At 41.8% G+C, this 17794-nt stretch carries 12 protein-coding genes; 2 read left to right on the top strand and 10 right to left on the bottom strand.

Going from position 1 to position 17794, the window contains the following annotated elements; all coding sequences use genetic code 11:
• Positions 1–6: 6 nt before the first annotated feature.
• From CSC79_RS09585 to CSC79_RS09555, 7 genes are all read right to left on the bottom strand, one after another.
• Positions 7–1926, bottom strand: a complete 1920-nt coding sequence (locus CSC79_RS09585; protein WP_099295594.1) for a DUF1800 domain-containing protein — start codon at positions 1924–1926, stop codon at positions 7–9.
• A gap of 321 nt (positions 1927–2247) precedes the next feature.
• Positions 2248–2790: a PH domain-containing protein gene (locus CSC79_RS09580; RefSeq protein ID WP_099295593.1), complete on the bottom strand. Its 543-nt coding sequence runs from the start codon at positions 2788–2790 to the stop codon at positions 2248–2250.
• Between the two features lie 123 nt (positions 2791–2913).
• Complete coding sequence (gene pulA / locus CSC79_RS09575) at positions 2914–7224, bottom strand: pullulanase-type alpha-1,6-glucosidase (RefSeq protein WP_099295592.1); 4311 nt, start codon at positions 7222–7224, stop codon at positions 2914–2916.
• Positions 7225–7245: 21 nt separating this feature from the next.
• Positions 7246–10125, bottom strand: a complete 2880-nt coding sequence (locus CSC79_RS09570) for a TonB-dependent receptor (RefSeq protein WP_099295591.1) — start codon at positions 10123–10125, stop codon at positions 7246–7248.
• Between the two features lie 302 nt (positions 10126–10427).
• Positions 10428–11045, bottom strand: a complete 618-nt coding sequence (locus tag CSC79_RS09565; protein WP_099295590.1) for a LysE family translocator — start codon at positions 11043–11045, stop codon at positions 10428–10430.
• 9 nt (positions 11046–11054) lie between these two features.
• On the bottom strand, positions 11055–11243 hold the full coding sequence (locus CSC79_RS09560; RefSeq protein WP_099295589.1) for a hypothetical protein: 189 nt from the start codon (positions 11241–11243) through the stop codon (positions 11055–11057).
• 11 nt (positions 11244–11254) lie between these two features.
• The gene (locus CSC79_RS09555; protein ID WP_099295588.1) at positions 11255–11653 is read right to left on the bottom strand and encodes a DUF3224 domain-containing protein; all 399 of its coding nucleotides are present in this window, start codon (positions 11651–11653) and stop codon (positions 11255–11257) included.
• An 89-nt stretch (positions 11654–11742) separates the two neighbouring features.
• Between CSC79_RS09555 and CSC79_RS09550 the strand changes: the two genes are divergently transcribed.
• Positions 11743–13524, top strand: a complete 1782-nt coding sequence (locus CSC79_RS09550) for an ABC transporter transmembrane domain-containing protein (protein ID WP_099295587.1) — start codon at positions 11743–11745, stop codon at positions 13522–13524.
• Between the two features lie 173 nt (positions 13525–13697).
• Here the strand turns inward: CSC79_RS09550 and CSC79_RS09545 are convergent, their stop codons facing one another.
• Together CSC79_RS09545 and CSC79_RS09540 are read right to left on the bottom strand one after the other, a co-directional pair.
• Positions 13698–14330: an OmpA family protein gene (locus tag CSC79_RS09545; protein WP_099295586.1), complete on the bottom strand. Its 633-nt coding sequence runs from the start codon at positions 14328–14330 to the stop codon at positions 13698–13700.
• A 74-nt stretch (positions 14331–14404) separates the two neighbouring features.
• A complete protein-coding gene (locus CSC79_RS09540; RefSeq protein WP_099295585.1) occupies positions 14405–15205 on the bottom strand; it encodes a transporter substrate-binding domain-containing protein in 801 nt (266 codons plus the stop codon).
• Between the two features lie 233 nt (positions 15206–15438).
• Here CSC79_RS09540 and chrA point away from each other — a divergent pair, with 233 nt between their 5' ends.
• Complete coding sequence (gene chrA, locus CSC79_RS09535; protein ID WP_099295584.1) at positions 15439–16590, top strand: chromate efflux transporter; 1152 nt, start codon at positions 15439–15441, stop codon at positions 16588–16590.
• On the opposite strand, the gene CSC79_RS09530 is transcribed toward chrA, so the two are convergent.
• Positions 16550–17776 (bottom strand): mechanosensitive ion channel family protein, encoded by a 1227-nt coding sequence (locus CSC79_RS09530; RefSeq protein WP_099295634.1) that lies wholly within the window; start codon positions 17774–17776, stop codon positions 16550–16552. The two genes, chrA and CSC79_RS09530, sit on opposite strands and share 41 nt — an antisense overlap.
• Between the last annotated feature and the right edge of the window lie 18 nt (positions 17777–17794).

Here is a 17794-nt window from a genome sequence, read left to right as displayed (position 1 = left end):
TTTCTCCTAATACTGCAGATTAAATTCAGGTGAAATGGCAATCATATACAACAGGTAAGACACTCTTTCTGGGTACTGGTCATCATCAAAGTAAGCGTCTAAATCACGTAAAGCTTGGCGAGTATGGTCACTCATAGAGCCAGCGTAATAAACAACATTGTATTGTTCTAGTAATGCCTCAATACCATTGCTCTGTAAAATGTTCATATCGTTTTGAAGGTAAACGTAGATACTACTCGACTTTAACTGCGTTTGTTTTTCGGCCACACCCCACACTAGCTCAGAGTAATGCTCATTCATTGTGCCAATTAACGTTGCATCCCCTGCAATTTGCAATTCAGGTGCTAACAAGCCATCTGCACGTAATTGCGCGGGTTGATAGTCAGGTCGAAAAAAGTTAAATACCGAAGGTGAGCGCATTGGACCCTGTCCTAACCTGTCAAAAGTGTTCCAGGTTCTGTACTCATCATCTAAAGATTTTGCATCAAGGTTGCGCCAAAACTGCACTACTTTAATTAACGGCTCTTTAATCTTTCCTTGATAGGCTAAAACAGAACCAAAATGGCGTGCTTCATCGTCTAAGTAAATAGCCTTGATCACGGCAGCTAAATCACCTCTTACCCCCTGACCATTATCATTAAATACGCTAGCAACTCGCTCAACGTATTGTGATGTTGGGTTAGAAGTTATCAAACGCTGAATAAGTTGCTTGGTAATGAATGGGGCAACATTAGGATGATTAAATAGGTTGTCGAGTGCTATGTTGAGTGATTCTTGCGGTCCATACCCTTGTGGGATGATTTGACCGTTCAACAACACCTTTTGCTTATTTGAATGATACTCTGCGAAGGCCTTCATGGGTTTAATATAATTGCGGTTTTTGCGCTTGAATGTTTCATTATCAGCATATGTCCAACCGGTAAATACCCGAGCAAAACCTTCAATTTCTTCTTGGCCATAAGTGGCAATGCTATTGCCTTGTGCATCGCGTTTTAACGTACCATTGAGATTTAGCTCGTCTAAACCGATAGTGAATAACTGCATGACTTCGCGGGCATAGTTTTCATCTGGGCGAATGTTTAGTGCTTCATCCGCTTTTTCATTGCCTAAATGACTCAAATACGTCCCCATAACAGGCGACAGTGTTACCGCTTCAAGCAAGTCTCGGTAATTACCAAAGGCATGCTCAAGGAGTAAATCATAGTAGCCAACCATGGCTTCTGGCTCTGAGCGCAAACCATTATTAGCATCAGACACCACCAGTATTTCGCTTAGTGCAAATGCCACTCGCTGTCTAAGCTGGTCATTGCTACGCATCACCGCTTTCCACCAAGCATCTATGCGATTGATGTAACCAAACTCATCTTCACCCGGACTTTTTATCAAGTAATCGCTGTGATAGCCAACAGGTAAAGCTATTTGCTGATCAAGCCACTGCTGCTCACTCAGCCCTTGTGCTTGGTGTATTTCATTGAGTGTTGGGCCCATACTGCCTTGGTGCAATAACCGTGAGCTGGCTAATTGGTCCATGCGATTGAGCGCGGTAAAGCGGATATTAGCTGTTGCAGTTGCCCCCTGATTATCTGTTGCTGTTACCGTAAAAGCGTACTCTGTTGGCGTAAAGCTCAAGGCAGGGGCAAGATCAAGTGTTATTGAGTTAGCGTTGACAGGCTCAGCAAGTACGTTTTGTCCTTCACTTTGCTGCCAAATAACGCTAGCAATACTGCCATCTTCATCACTGGTTGTTGCAGATAATGTAAGCGATTGCCCTTTGGCTACCTCACTAGGCACGTTGGTAATGGAAATTGAAGGGGCTTTATTTCGCGTGACAACAGGTGTGACTTCATTTTCACTGTTGCCGCCTCCACCACCACAACCACTGAGTATACTGGCAATACTGAGTATCAAAAATAATTTATAATGCATATTAGTTCGACACCTCTAAACAAACGACGCCTATTTAAAATGTAGCTATAGCACCATTAAAACACAAACCATCAGTGACAGCTCTAAGGCGTTTGTCGGTATTTAAACTGCTCAAACGTTAGGCATTCAACATAGTATTAAAAAGAAAATTACGTCTCTGTTTTGTTAGGGATTAGCTAATTAAGATATGTGATTAATATTTGTACGATGCAGCACCAAAAACGATCAGATAAGGGGGGCTCAAATTGCAATGATGCCCCTGTTTATGATGGAACTATAAAATGTTTTCAGCTTATATTTTCGACTTAGTGATTGACGTATTTACTTTTTTTCGTCCAATAAAGTAACCATCATTTGCTCAATATTTTTTACGCTATAAGTTAACGCACGCAGCAACTCTAACTGGCTATCAGGCTCATTATTTTGCGCTTTACTCGGTTGTGAAGACGTTAAGTTATCTTTTTGCGTTAAAATCGCTTCACGAAATTCACTGGCATCAACGACACCCAATAATGATACTAATGCTCCTTGCCCCGACTGACCAGCCGTTTCAAAGCTCAAACGATACAAACCAAACAACCGCATCAGCGGGCCTTGGCTTAGTCCTACATCGGTTATTTTTTCAAGCGGAATCGATTTCTCTACTTTAAAAAATACGCCTCGCTTTACCACCAGCTTACGCTCTAAAAGTTCAGCCGACATAGCCGCTAAAATACGACCACTGACAAGCCAAACAATCAACACAATAATGGGGATTAAAGGAATACTGACAATACTGATTGTGCTTATACATAGGGCAAAAACTAACCAGTAAGACTTTATTTTGGGATCAAATTTAGCAGTTTTTAAAACAGACTCTGACATCGTAGTTACTTCCTTTTTGTAATTATAAATTTAAGATACGCTAAGTTATTGACCACTGCAATTGAGATATAAAAAAGCCGAGCATCCAGGGGGCTCGGCTTTTGGGTTTACAACTAAGACTGATTAATTCTTACTGATTAGTACCTTCACGTTGTTACGGTCAGGCCCAATTACAGCAAAGGTGTAATTTCCTTGCTCTGCAATGGTCAGTTTTATATTCGCACCGACGGCTTCAAGTAAGCTTTGCTCGCCCACCATCACTACGGGTGCTTCACCTACACCACCATAATCAACGGTACTCCAATCTTCTGAGGCTATTTTAAATTCATAATCGCCAGCCGCTAATTCAAGTGACGTGCTATACATCGCATTGCTTTGATACATAAGCGGATTGTCAGTACCCCATCCATTTAAACTACCGCGTAAATAAACTTGTGTTTCACCAAACATTTTCGCATCAAATACACTCAGGGTTGGCTCATCTAAGTTACTAGCATCAAACACAAATTGGTAATCACCATCACTGGCAATATCCATCATCATGTTTGCGCCTTTAGCAGCGAGTAGCTTCTCTTTAGCCACAGTTACAAGCGCATCAGACTCACCAGAACCAAAATCAACTGTCTCCCAATCCTCAGAGGCAATTTTAAACTCGTAGCTGCCTGCGCTTAGTGTTTTAGTGAATGTGTAAATACCTTTACCCTGGTACATTAGTTCATCACTCGTACCCCAATCATTTAAGCTACCGCGTACAAACACGGGCGTGCCCACAAACGGCTCTTCGTTATACACTGTAAGTGTCGGGCTCTCTTTATCACTGGCATCAAATGAGAATACATAAGTTGCATCCATAGCCGCTGTAAAGGTCATGTTTGCGCCACTGCGTGTTAAAGACTCCGCTTGGTTCTCCAGCACTTCTTTGTCTGCATCACTGAGCGCACCAAAATCAACAGTTGCCCAGTCTTCAGAAGCTATCTTAAACTCGTAGTCACCCGCAGTAAGTGTAATAGCTACGCGGTATTCACCGTCGCCCATATATTCAAAGCTATCAGCTGTGCCCCAATCATTAAGACTGCCACGAACATAAACTGTGGTACTACCAAATGGTACAACATCAGGTGCGCCAACCGTTGCATTAGCGCTTAAGCCTGTACCTTGTGTATCACCTTGCGGTTTCACAAACACTGCCATAGTGTAAGCTGGCACAGTAAACGTGCCGTCAGTTTCGTTAGCACTAAAACTAACACCAGCCATACTGCTATCTACGCTGTTTTGCAGAGTTGGGTGTAATTCAAACCCTGTTGCTGTTGCAATTGTGTGTGAAAGAGCTTGCTCAGTCGCATTAATAACTACCACTACAGCATCAAAGTTACTGTCTAGATCAGTAAGACCTTGGCCATCATCCAAACTCATTACGATTAAGCCGTGTTGCTGGTTTTTACCCACATTATGAAAACCGACACGGTCGATAACATCTTGCTCAGTGGTTAATCTAAATAACGGGCTTGCGCTACGGATAGCTAAGAACTCTTGGAATACATCACCTGCATAGGCAATGTCTTGTGGCATTGCCTGAGCATCTGCATTAGCAGAGATAGGCATAATCTCAGACCATTTTTCTTGGTTCTTCTCTGCGTTAGGTAGACCAATGTTCCAGTTATTATTCTCTTTGGTTAAATCAACAGCATTAAACCAATCACCGGCATTATAACTATCACGATCCATTGACTTAGAACGCAGTAAATCAGCACCCAGTTGCATAAACGGAATGCCTTGGCTCATAAGTGGAATAGACAACGCCATGTTGTGCGCACGCACACGTTGCTCAATACTCATGCTTGATGCATGCTTATATTGCAACTGATCCCACAGTGTTTCGTTATCATGCTTAGATACGTAGTTAATGCTATCTGCAGGGTCTAATGCATACGCTGTTGGTTGCGTGTTCCAGCTAAAGCTATTACCTTTTGCCGAATTACCTTTAAAATCTTTAAGAATGTAGTTTTGTAAGTTGCCCGCCAGCGATAAACGTAACGTATCTTGCTCCGCTAGATTGCCATCTGTCGGGTTATTACTAAACATTGCACCACCACGCACGGCTTCACGAATACGGTCGTTAAATGTACCGACCTCTGAGCCTGCCATATCAGCCTGTTTAGCTTGGGTGAATAAACGATTGTTAGCTACTTCACCAAAATCCCAGCCTTCACCGTAAAAATAGTTATCAGGGTCGACAGCTTGTACTGCTTCACGCGCAGCTAAAATGGATGACTTAGGCATATGCCCCATTACATCAAAACGGAAGCTGTCATAACCAAAATCACGAGCAAGAATAACCATTGAATCTGTAACAAACTTATCCATCATCACATGTTCAGTTGCTGTGTTTTCACAACAGGTTGAGCGTTCAATCGCCCCAGATACTTCGTTGTAACGGTGGTAATAACCAGGCACTAGTTTGTCGAAGACTGATTTTTCCCAGACGCCTGATGATGTTGTGTGGTTATAGACCACATCAAGTACCACACGAAGTCCTACTTCTTGTAATGATTGCACCATGGCGCGTGTTTCAAGTACACGAGCAATACCTGCGCTGCTTGATGCATATGAACCTTCAGGCGCAATAAAGTGATGAGGGTCATAACCCCAGTTAAAGCCGTCTAAATCACGCATCGCACTGGCTAGTGCTTGTGCATCATCTGAGCCAGGTAGGTAACTTTGCATAATATCAACAATGGTGCTGTTTTTATCTTCGATTTTACATGCATCCGCTTCATCGTTAATGCGCTCACACAATTTACCTAAGGTATCAGTGATTTCAACACGCTCTGAAGCATCTTCTTCAATGGTGCCAATATCAGTCACTGGGAGTAAATGAAAGTGTGTTAAGCCTTTATCAGCTAATTGCTTAAGGTGCTGCATTGGCACGCTTTCAAGTTCTGTGAATGCAAGGTATTTACCACGGTTTGCTTCGCTCACTGACTGATCGCGAACACTAAAATCACGTACATGGCCTTCATAAATAACCGCATCTTCTGGGTTAGTAATTGTTGGCACGATACGCTCATCCCAGCCTTGTGGTTTAGTGTCGTCATCGTTCAAGTTTATCAGCTGTGAATAAAGCCCATTACTCGATACATTGAGTGAGTAAGGGTCGGTACTCCATAAGCTTTCAATTGCTTTAGTGGTTGGGTGATAAACATCAAATGCAAAACGGAAGTAATGGCGGTCGTATTTGCTATCTAAACTGATAGACCAAATACCGGTATTGCTATCAAAAGTCATCGCACTGCTATCAACTTGCGTTTTATCAGCATCGAAAACCGTGATCATCATATTATTTGCAGTGGGTGCCCAAACCGATACATCAATTGCATTATTATTATAATGCACACCTAACATGGCTTCATTCGCGTCACTTTCACCTTGAGTGTAAAGTGCGTCTAATGCTTTTGCTGATTGTACAAAGCTTGCTTCTAGTAGCTTGCCATCGGCATCGTAGCCTGCAACAACAAGCTGTTGCTTTATAAGCTGCTTTGCAGCGTCCGCATCCCAACTGCCTTGATAAGCAGTCCAATCCGTTAAGTGTGGTACTTTTGCTGCTTGCTCATCACTTAACTCGGTTGCAGTCAGCTCAACGGTTTCACCATTTAGCCCAGTGTCTAAATCAACCACCAAGTCAGCAGTTACAGAAGAATGTAACTTAATGATTTGTGTAAGCTCATTACTTGGCTTATACAATACTGTATTTAAATCAATCCAATGTGCTGATGCGCCATCAATCGCAACCGGGCGTTCACCTAGGCTTGCAACTGGAAATTCAAAAACTGAAGGCTCACCATCAAAAGTAAAGTTCATACGTACAAAGCGTTCATCGTCTTGCATCAATGGCATGGTTAAGTCCACATCACCATATGCTTTACCATCGCCATCTGTACCAATGTGAACAATAAAGTTAGCGCATTCGGTATAACCTTCTTTCAACGCTACAATCCAGTAAGCACCATAGTTAGGATCAACACCATCATATTCGTGCCCGTCAGCCCAATCGGTTGCATCAAACGGTGGCGCGTAGGCATCACAGCCATCGGTGTTCCAAGAGTGTAAACGGTAGCCTTCGTATCCTTCATTTTCAGGGCGTTTATAAAATAATATCGCCTCACCTTCGCCTGCAAATACAACAGGGTCTGGTAAGTCAGGGTTATAGCCATTGATGCAGCTTTCGTTATTTGCATCAGGAAATAACGGTGCATCGCAAGAAATAGGCTCAGGGTCAACGCATTGTGTTCCCTCTGCATTAGGGACTTGCGGTACATCACAGGTTAATAAAGTTTGTCCAGCTTTGACATCGCTACTGCCTGCGCCACCGCAGCCAAAAAGTAGCGTTAAACTCACTGCCAATAGCAAATGAGTTACTTTAGTTATTATATTCATTATTCGTGCTCCAATTTGCTATTAGTGACTATAGGTAAAACCTAAATAAACCTGACGGCCAAAATATTGGGTTGTCCCGGTGATACTTTCATTGCCAAAGTAACTCTGGGTTGGTTCGTCAGTGAGGTTATTGACCTGTAGCAACATGCCAAATGAATCAGTAAATTGGTAAGAGGTTTGAAAATCGACCACGGTTTCAGCATTGAAATTAACTACCTGTTCGTTAATAGCCACTTGCTCTGATACAAAGTCCGAGCGATAACGCACATTAAGACGAGTTTCAAAGCTACCTTGGCTGTAGAACAAGGTGCCGTTTAATACGTTTTTAGACAAACCTGGTAAACCTTGCGTCATCGTATCACCACCTAAGCTGGTGATAGATTCAACCTCGCTCTCTGTGTATGAGTAGCTGCCGTTGAAGCCTAAACCATCAAATGGTGCTGGCAACGATGAAAACACCTGCGTATAGGCAAGCTCAATACCGCGAATGTAACCACCGTTCGCGTTATTAACCGCTGTTGTGTATGTACCATTAGTGGTTGCTACTTGCTCACCACTGACTGGGTTTTCAATAAAGTCCGGCACATTGAAGCCATTACCTTTAAAGTCGAACCCTTCAATAGCGATAGTATCGATAAATGAATCAATATTTTTATAAAACGCAGCTAAGACTAGCGCCCCATCTGACTCATCAAAATAATACTCATAGGATACATCGTACTGATCGGCGTAAAATGGTTTCAAGAATGGGTTATTAGTACTTGACCCATTAATTTTTCCTGAGGTTTTATCTGCTTGTGCGCTGGCATCGCCTGCTAAACGATTAATAGGTGGACGCGACATTACTTTCGCAGCAGCAAAACGCAATTGCGTGTTGTCAGACAGTTGGAAGTTTAAGTTCAGTGATGGCAGATAATCAACGTAATCAGTCCCTAGCACATTAGGTAAATAGTTTTGATTCACAATACCGATACTGTCGGTAATATTTTGCGCACCGAGGGCTAAATCACCATTCACGTTTTCTAAAATAGTAGCCGATTGATCGGTATCTACCCGACGAACACCGATATTACCTAGCACTGGCATATCGCCAATTTCAGCGTTAATGTTAAGCATTGCATAGGCTGAAAACACTTCTTCATACACTGAACCGCTTTGCAGCATAGTCCATGAATAGTTTGTAGTATAACCTTGTGGATCAACCACACCGTCTGCATTACCCCACGTGGTAACTGGTTGAGGAATACCTTGCGGGAACCACGCATTCAAGGCTTTATCTAAATCAATCGCCAAATAAGACGGGAAATAACTAAACTCGCCCTGCCAATCAACAACATCAACCATATCATCGGTTAATTTAAGTGGCGGCTCGCTCGCTGAAAACGCACCATCATCTCCATACTCAAACACCGAGCGATTATTGCTGTATTCGCGGTCAGAATAACGTGCACCAAACTCAACAGAGCTAAACCAGCTGTTATCTAATTCATACTTAAAATCTAGACGATACGCTTTAACTTCATCTTCATTTTTAAAAGGATAAATACCGTATTTACTCACCATCACACGGTCTATATCGCTAAATGCAGCCGCTTGATTAAAACCTACATCTGGTAAGTTCAATCCGTTGAGTTGATAATTTATTGATACGTTATTATCAAGAACAGGTTCTTGTGCGTTGGCATCTTCTGCCACTAACGCCCACAGCAAGCCATTACGGAAATTACTTTTTGCGCTCGACAATGACACGTCCATATTAACGTTTAAGCGATCGGTGACTTGCCAATCAGCATTGATCCCGTAACTATCCACTTCATCAAAGTCTTGATTGTCGTCGTTTACAATTTCGACGCGCGTATAGCTTTTTGAGGTACGGTTAACTGAAGCACCGATTACTGAGTTGCCTTCTAATTGCGCATTCGCATAGCTTGCGCTGGGGCCGCCTAATTTAACCCGAAAACCACGGGCAAATGACTCAGTATCAAAGCGAGATAAAAACACATCACCTTTAAGTTTAAAATTATCTACCGGAGACCATTCAATGGCAGCCATGTAGCCATTTCGAGTTTCTTCGCCGCCTAAATGCTGAAGCTCAAAGCCTTCACTAATGTATTCGTTTTCAGGTTTGAGTTCAGGACCACCGGTATCATTTGCAAGGCCATCAACATCTTTATTATCGTTATACGCAAGGCCGATAAACTGGGTGGCAACACTGGGTTGAAATAAACGGGCATAACCCAGCGCAACACCTAAAGTGTCATCAAGGTATTTACCCTGATATGAAAAGCTAATGCGATCGCCATATTCTGTAGCATCATTGACTTCTGACGCACGGTCATTAAACATGCCTCGGGCATTCACTACAAACTTATGCTTTTGATCGTTGTTTAATGGGCTGGCTGTTTGCAGCTCAACAGTACCTGCAACACCGCCTTCAATCAGCGAGGCTTTTGGTGATTTATATACTGCTGCGGAGCTAATCAGTTCTGATGGATACTGATCAAATTCAATGCTACGGCTACCACTGGTTGAAACCTGCTCGCGGCCATTTAAAGTCGAAAAGACAAAGCCTCCCGACATACCACGTATGTTGATTTCCGCTGCCTGCCCGCCAGTTCGGACCGCTGAAATACCAGGTAATCGCGTTAATGCATCAGCCATTGATACATCAGGCAATGCGCCTAAGTCATCGGCTGATAGTTGCTCAGATACCGTGTCTGTAAAACGCTTTTGATTTAATGATTGAATTAAACTACGACTAAAACCGGTGACCTCAATCACTTCTAGGTCATTATCTAATTTTGGCTTTACTGCTGCATTTTTATCGTTTTCAGCTGCAGCTAATGCACTACTTGCGGCAAACATTGCGAGCATTAATGCACTCAGTTTGAATTTCCCCATGAGCTTCCTACCCTATTAATATTATAGTTGTGTGCTGTTTATTTCTGATTGGTGGATAAAATAGAACCAATAAAGTGTAACCAAAAAGTAAATTAAGTGTGATGAATACGTATGCATAAATAAGGACAATAGCTACAAAGGAGATGGATTTAGTAACTAAGTGCTGCGATCGTGTAGATAACGTCAAATGAATCTACTTAGTAACAAAAGATTCAGTTTCACGTCTTTATTTCAAGGAGGAATTAAGTATTACTAAAAGCAGCTTTAAGAGTAGGTGGTAAGGATTAGTGAAAATGAATACTCTACATCATTAGAACCACTCTTATTGCTAGTCCTATAAAAACTACAGCCAATATTTTATCAAGCCAAGGGGAGGATTTTGTAAAAGCAAAGCGTTTTTTTGAAAGTTCAGTCAACGCTGCAACAATAACATACCAACCAGTATCAATGATAAACACAGTGAAACACATGATCATGCCAACCTGGAGGTTCAAGTTTTCAGGGTCAATAAACTGCGAAAACAAAGCTAAAAAGAAGACCGCTAATTTAGGGTTTAAAAATGCTATAGCAAAACCATCTTGCATTGCTTGTTTTGCACTGCCGCTTTGCTGAGCTACTTGTAGTTCATCATCGCAGGGTTTTGCTAATAAAATTTTAAAGCCTAGGTATGCTAAATACGCTGCACCTAAATAGACTAATACTTGATATACAGTAGGAAATTGTAACATCAGTGTACCGAGACCAAGTAATGAAGCAGCAGCATAAAAACCCACGCCAATACCGTGGCTAAGTGCCGACAACATGCCATTTTTCATACTGCCATGAATGCTGTGTTTGAGCACCACAGCAAGACTTGGCCCTGGTGACATTGCCCCCATCATGCAGATGACAACTAAACTTAGCCAAACTGAGAATGTCATTGATATTCCTTATAGTTCTTCATTTTCAACTAATAAGATGTAGGCGTAAACTTGGCCGTATACCCCTGTTGCAGCACTCACATTGATTACTTTCCAGCCATCTTGATTTAATTGATAAATTCGCTCATTAAGTGCGTCAATATCAATACCGCCTCTAAAAAAGCCACGGTGTTTTTTAAATTCTATTATTTTCTGCACAATGCGCTCGTTTATAACTGATATTCAAAATCATAAAAATGATTGCCACCTTCAATACGAATCGCCATTTTTCCACTGAGCCCTGTAAGTTCATTACTTCCAGAATCTGGTATGACATTTAAAATTAATGAATCTTGGCCTTTATCCATGCTGCCAAAGTGCTGCAATACAAAACTGCCTTGTTTGCCTGCAAGCGTGCCAACCACTTGCTCAATTGCCACATAGCCTGCACTGCCTTGGGTGGTGGTCATGGCACTGAGCATTTCGCCAGTGCTGGTCGCATCAAGCTCACCAGTGAAGGTTTTATCAATCGACATACGACCTAAATTTACGCCGTCAATGCCTTTGGCATAACCTTCGATGGGGTTGAGCTTAACGCTAAATTCACCTGTTACTTTATGTGTTGCCATGTTAATCCCTTAATGATTGTTGGTTGCGGTTATTGAAATATTTTTATTTGCAGCCATATCTATACCTTATCCACAAAAAAGAATCCAGCATGAGCACCAGCAAAACCGAGTCAAAAGACAAAGCTGCCTTTAGTAGTTTAATTCCTATTTTTCAGTTCATTAAACCCTACAAATGGGTGGTATTTTCGGCGCTTTTGGCGTTGCTTGTTACTGCTGGGGTTAACTTATCGCTCGGCCAAGGCGTTAAGTTTGTAATTGACCATGGTTTTATTGCAGGCTCACAGGAGCAACTTAGGCAAGCTGTGCTAGTGCTTATCGGGTTGATAAGTTTATTGGCAATTGGCACCTTTAGTCGTTTTTATTTAATGTCATGGATTGGTGAGCGCGTCAGTAATGATATTCGTAAAGCTGTATTTGAGCGCATAGTTACCCTCCACCCAAGTTACTTTGAAGAAAATCGCAGCGGCGAGCTAATGTCTCGCTTAACCACTGACACGACATTATTGCAATCTATTATTGGGTCATCGTTTTCGATGGCCTTACGCAGTGCGTTGATGCTTGTCGGCGGTTTAGCCATGTTATTAATTACTAACTTAAAACTGACTTTAGTCGTAATTACCTGCGTGCCTTTAGTACTAATACCCATGATGGTTTTTGGTAAAAAAGTGCGCAAATTAGCAAGCTCTAGCCAAGATGCCATTGCAGATATTAGTACTTACGCCGGCGAGATCATTCAAAACATTAAAGTTGTACAAAGTTACAGCCACGAACACCGTGAGCAACAAGCATTTGCGCTTGAAACGGATAAAGCGTTTGCTGTCGCAAAAAGCCGTATTAAACAACGTTCACTTTTAATTGCCGCAGTGATATTTTTAACCTTTAGCGCGATTAGCATTATGTTGTGGGTTGGCGGCAATGATGTACTTGCAGGCACTATGACAGGTGGCGAATTAGGCGCCTTTGTGTTTTACGCCATTATGGTTGCTATGTCAGTAGCCACTGTTGCCGAAGTGTATGGTGAGCTGCAACGTGCAGCAGGCGCTGCGGCCAGATTGCTTGAATTATTAGCTGTGAAAAGTGAAATAATTAACCCAGCTCACCCACAGGATGACACGTTACACACTAATTCTCATTCGACTGCGATTGAGCTAGACAATGTCACTTTTAATTACCCGTCGCGTCCAGATGTGAGTGCATTGAAAAACATTTCATTAGGTATACAAAAAGGGCAAACAGTCGCGATTGTTGGGCCTTCAGGTGCCGGAAAAACAACCCTTTTCGAACTACTGCAACGTTTTTATGATCCAGCCAATGGCGATATAAAGTTTCATGATATTAATATCAAAAATTTGTCTCTTAAAACACTGAGGGACAGCATGGGTATGGTTGCACAAAACCCAATTTTATTTAGCTCTGATGTTATGCACAATATTCGATATGGCAACCCTGAAGCCTCAGACGAGCAGGTTTACCAAGCCGCTAAATATGCTCATGCAGATGAGTTTATTACCAGTTTGCCAAATGGCTATGAAAGCTTTTTAGGTGAACAAGGGGTGCGCTTATCTGGCGGTCAAAAACAACGTATTGTGCTAGCACGAGCAATATTAAAAGACCCCGCAATACTGCTACTTGATGAAGCAACGAGCGCCTTAGATGCGCAAAGCGAGCAACATGTTCAAGCCGCGCTTGAGCATTTAATGCAAAACCGTACCACCTTGATCATTGCGCATCGCTTAGCCACGGTAAAGCATGCTGATATGATTGTTGTCATGGAGCAAGGTAAGATAATTGCCACAGGTACGCACCAACAGCTCATTGAGTCAAACCCACTTTACAAACAACTGTGTGAACTACAATTTAATAAAGATTAAAACATGACCGCACACTGTGCTGTCATACTAGGATCTGTTGGCCTTTGCGGATTAAAATTTGTTCTGCCTAGGGGCGGTTTAATCGCCCCTAGGCAGAACCCTAAGGGCAATGCCTATTTGACATTGATACTGCAAATTCAACCTTGAAAGGTCAACAGACCTTATAATGTAGATTAACCTTTAGTGTTTGGTACGATTTGAATTTCTACACGGCGGTTTTGTGCGCGACCATTGGCACTTTCGTTACTCGCAATAGGCTGTGTTTCACCATAGCCTCGTGTGCTGATACGCCCGGCTAGGATTTGTTGATTTACTAAATAGCCTTTTACGCTTTGCGCACGTTGCTCTGATAGCGTCATATTGTAGCTATCTTTACCTGTGCTATCGGTATGGCCTTCAATACTAAGATACGTTTTTTCGTATTTGTTCATTACTTTTGCAATGGCATCAAGCGTGTTGTGAAAACCAGATGAAATATACGATTGATCAGTGGCAAAGGTAATATTAGATGGCATGACTAAGCGTAAATTATCTCCCTCGCGCACAACTTCAACACCAGACCCTGCAAGTTCATCACGAAACGCCTCTTCTTGTTTATCCATATAATCGCCAACAGCAGCACCGGCTAAAGCGCCAATTGCTGCACCGATAAAGATACGCTTATCATCATGATCGCCAGTTGCTTTTCCAAGGACAGCACCTGTAGCAGCCCCTATTGCAGCACCCGTTCCTGTATTATTTGTTTCACAACCTGTGAGTAATACGCCGATGATTGTTGCAGATAAAAGTGATTTAGTTAATGTCATGTTATGCCCTTAGAGATTAATTCGATTGACTATCAGATTAGCAAGGCGTCTATGAACAAAAAATGAAGTAAGTATTAAAAGTCCAGCATTTGTGAAGTGATGGGAGGTAACTTGTATGGTGCAACAAGTTGGGTTAACTGACCGCTTTTAGCCATTTGTTGCATCTGAATACGGAGTTTTTGAGCAATCACATTTGTTGCAAAATTTTTATTAAACGCAAGGTAGCCATAAATAGTGTCTTTGTAACGATAGTCCATTTTGACTAACTTATTGGATGGTTGATTTAACACACTCATAGCATGATCAGCCGTCTCTTCTACTGCGATCACTAAATCTACCCGCTCTTTTAATAACAGTTCCATTGCTGTCTGCTCTGTCAGTACAGGTACTTTTAATAATTTTTCATCCTCATTAAAACGCTTAAAGTAAGCCGCGCCACGCATAACCGCTATTTTCTTACCATAGAGATCGTCATAATTGGCTATATTTAACTGACTTTTATGACGTGCATAAAAAACAAAAGAGGATGACAAAGCCATATAAGCGGGCTTAACAAACACCATTTTTTGTTGGCGCTCAGGCGTTAATATTAATCCACCCATCGCATCAACTTCACCTTGTTCTAACATGCGTATGCAACGTGAGAATGGGCAACCAACTAATTCAATTTTAAAAGTAAGATGTTCTTGCATTGCTCTGACAATATCAACGACTGCTCCGCTGATCTCTCCATCCGAGGTGATTTGGCTATAAGGTGGTGCATGGTCAACAGCAATAGAGACTTTAGGTACTTTTGTTTGAGCATGAGACTCTACGGCAATTAAGCTAGATGCTAAAAAGAAAAAAGTACGAAGAATATAACCAATAAATTGCATAGCTTATTACATTTGATTAAACCTTTATTACATTATATACCCAAACCCCCTTAATATGTCAGTTTCAGTTGCAATTAAAGCGATTTAGGCAAGGCATTGATTGCAGGTAATAGTCGTTCTATTGTGAAAAGCAACAACACAGTAGAATCGGGCATAAGATTTAAAAATCATTAAAATGTCACATAAATTTGTCATAATGAAATAAAAAAGTCATAAAGGAAAATAGAGCTATTATGTTGTTTGCTATTTTTAAACAGTTTTTTTTACTTGGCTGTATGAGTTTTGGAGGACCTGCGGCGCATTTAGGTTATTTTAAGAATCATTTTGTAGATAACTTGAAATGGTTAAATAATCAGCGTTATGCGCAATTGATCAGCCTCAGTCAAGCACTACCAGGACCTGGTTCTAGTCAAGTGGGGTTTGCAATCGGTGTTGAGCGCCATGGCTTGCTTGGCGGTATTGCTGCTTTTATTGGGTTTACGTTACCATCTTTACTAATCATGCTGCTGTTAGCCCTCAGCGCGCACCAATTTGACAGTATCTACTTTGCCGTAGTGACAGGCCTTAAACTTTTTGCTGTAGTAATTGTGGCAGATGCAACTTTGAGCATGGCAAAGAGCTTTTGCACGAGCTGGCTATTAAAAGCAATAGCCCTAGCAAGTACACTGCTGTTGCTATTGCAGCCTAACCTTTTTAGTCAAATTGCAGTATTAGTTATCGCTGCTACTATTGGCGCTATTTGGCCTTTGCTAAAGTTACCCAAAAATGCTGATATCCCCTCTGTAAAAACAAGTCAAATTAATTGGCTCGCGTTGGGTTTATTTACACTGTTGTTGATAGTGAGCTTTATGCCTTTAAACGATAAAGCCGAACTGTTTGCCCCATTCTATCAAGCTGGCGCAATGGTATTTGGTGGTGGTCACGTCGTTTTGCCTATATTGCAAGCAGGGATTACCGACCTAAGCACTGAACAATTTCTAAGTGCGTATGCCAGTGCTCAGGCTGTACCTGGCCCTATGTTCACCATAGCCACTTATTTAGGAACACAGTTTTCAGGCGTCAACCCAATCACAGGAGCGTTGCTTGCAACGTTGCTTATTTTCTTACCTGGGTTATTACTGATGTTTGCGCTGCAAAAAAGCTGGTTGCAATTGGCTCAACGTCCTCGTTTTGCCAGTAGTATTGCAGCACTCAATGCCGCTGTAGTAGGTTTTTTAGCGGCGGCACTGTATTCACCTATTTGGACATCGGCGGTACATAACATGTGGCACATTGCACTTGTGCTTGCTGCTTTTGTTTGGCTTAGAATAGCTAAGCCACCAATTTGGTGGCTACTTATTGGATTTATTTTGGTTGGGCTTGGTCAGCAGTATTTGCCACTTTGATCGACGGCTTTGAATTATTCGGCTGTGTTGCAGGGCTAAATTGCCCTGTAACGCTTTGATAAGGTCGTAAGTCAAACAAAGGCAATACCGCTAACAGGTGATCCATAATTTCTGCCTGTAAGTGCTCAAACGATATCCAGCGTTTATCTTGGCTAAAGCAGTAAAACTCTATTGGTAAACCATGATTCAATGGCTGTAATTCACGCACCATAAGCGTTAAAGAAGTATTTATTTTTTCATGTTGTTTTAAGTACCCTTCAGCATAGCGACGAAACAGCCCTAAGTTTGATACTGGATCGGGTAATGTACTTAACTTAATGTAATCATTTAACACAATGGCTTGTCCCAATATGTTAGTGAGTTCCTCATCGACAAGCCGAATGCTATTCATATCAATATTTAATGAGCGTTTAATACGGCGTCCACCTGATTCCTGCATTCCGCGCCAATTTTTAAATGAACCAGCCACCAGCATATAGGTTGGAATAGTGGTAATTGTGTTATCCCAGTTACGCACTTTAACGGTGTTTAAACCCAGATCAATTACCTCTCCATCGGCGCCATAATTTTCAACTTGAATCCAATCACCATAAGTTACTAAACGGTTTGCGGCGATTTGAATACTTGCTACAAACCCTAAGATGGTGTCTTTAAAAACAAGTAAAGTAACCGCGGCGATTGCACCAAAACCTGAGAGGATATAAGTCGGTGACTTTTCGAGTATGATACTCACAATCAAGATGGCACAAATCATAAAGGTGATTAATTTAACAACTTGGATCAGCCCTTGAATAGGCACTTCACGTGCAAACTCAAGCTGATTATAAATCCCACCCGCAATACTCACTATACTACTGATAATGAAACCGATATGGATGATTAGCAGTGTTTGCCCGATGATTTTAAAAACCTCAGCTGAAAATTCACCGACAGGGTAAATGCTATCAAACGTGGCTAAAAACAAAACGCAGCATAACATGCCAGCAAAACGACGATTTAGCTTAGTCAGCATCGGCGCAAGAGCGCCTATGCGCTGTGGAGACACTTTAGTCACCACAGCCTGAATGCCAGGCAACATTAATCGTCCTGTAAATAAATACACGAACAATAAAGAACACACACCGATTGCTGTGGCTGTTAACGCGCTCAGAAGTGACGCGTCAGGGACACCTTCAAACCATGGCATTATGAGTTGCTGCAAATC

Origin of the sequence: Pseudoalteromonas sp. 3D05 (assembly GCF_002723455.1) — a bacterium.
Lineage (GTDB): Bacteria > Pseudomonadota > Gammaproteobacteria > Enterobacterales > Alteromonadaceae > Pseudoalteromonas.
Note: the sequence above shows the minus strand (reverse complement) of the source record. Positions and strands in the feature narration are given on the sequence as shown.

Coding starts and splice junctions, on each gene's coding strand:
- CSC79_RS09585 (WP_099295594.1), bottom strand. CDS start 1,926: ATGCATTATAAATTATTTTTGATACTCAGTATTGCCAGTATACTCAGT.
- CSC79_RS09580 (WP_099295593.1), bottom strand. CDS start 2,790: ATGTCAGAGTCTGTTTTAAAAACTGCTAAATTTGATCCCAAAATAAAG.
- pulA (WP_099295592.1), bottom strand. CDS start 7,224: ATGAATATAATAACTAAAGTAACTCATTTGCTATTGGCAGTGAGTTTA.
- CSC79_RS09570 (WP_099295591.1), bottom strand. CDS start 10,125: ATGGGGAAATTCAAACTGAGTGCATTAATGCTCGCAATGTTTGCCGCA.
- CSC79_RS09565 (WP_099295590.1), bottom strand. CDS start 11,045: ATGACATTCTCAGTTTGGCTAAGTTTAGTTGTCATCTGCATGATGGGG.
- CSC79_RS09555 (WP_099295588.1), bottom strand. CDS start 11,653: ATGGCAACACATAAAGTAACAGGTGAATTTAGCGTTAAGCTCAACCCC.
- CSC79_RS09550 (WP_099295587.1), top strand. CDS start 11,743: ATGAGCACCAGCAAAACCGAGTCAAAAGACAAAGCTGCCTTTAGTAGT.
- CSC79_RS09545 (WP_099295586.1), bottom strand. CDS start 14,330: ATGACATTAACTAAATCACTTTTATCTGCAACAATCATCGGCGTATTA.
- CSC79_RS09540 (WP_099295585.1), bottom strand. CDS start 15,205: ATGCAATTTATTGGTTATATTCTTCGTACTTTTTTCTTTTTAGCATCT.
- chrA (WP_099295584.1), top strand. CDS start 15,439: ATGTTGTTTGCTATTTTTAAACAGTTTTTTTTACTTGGCTGTATGAGT.
- CSC79_RS09530 (WP_099295634.1), bottom strand. CDS start 17,776: ATGCCATGGTTTGAAGGTGTCCCTGACGCGTCACTTCTGAGCGCGTTA.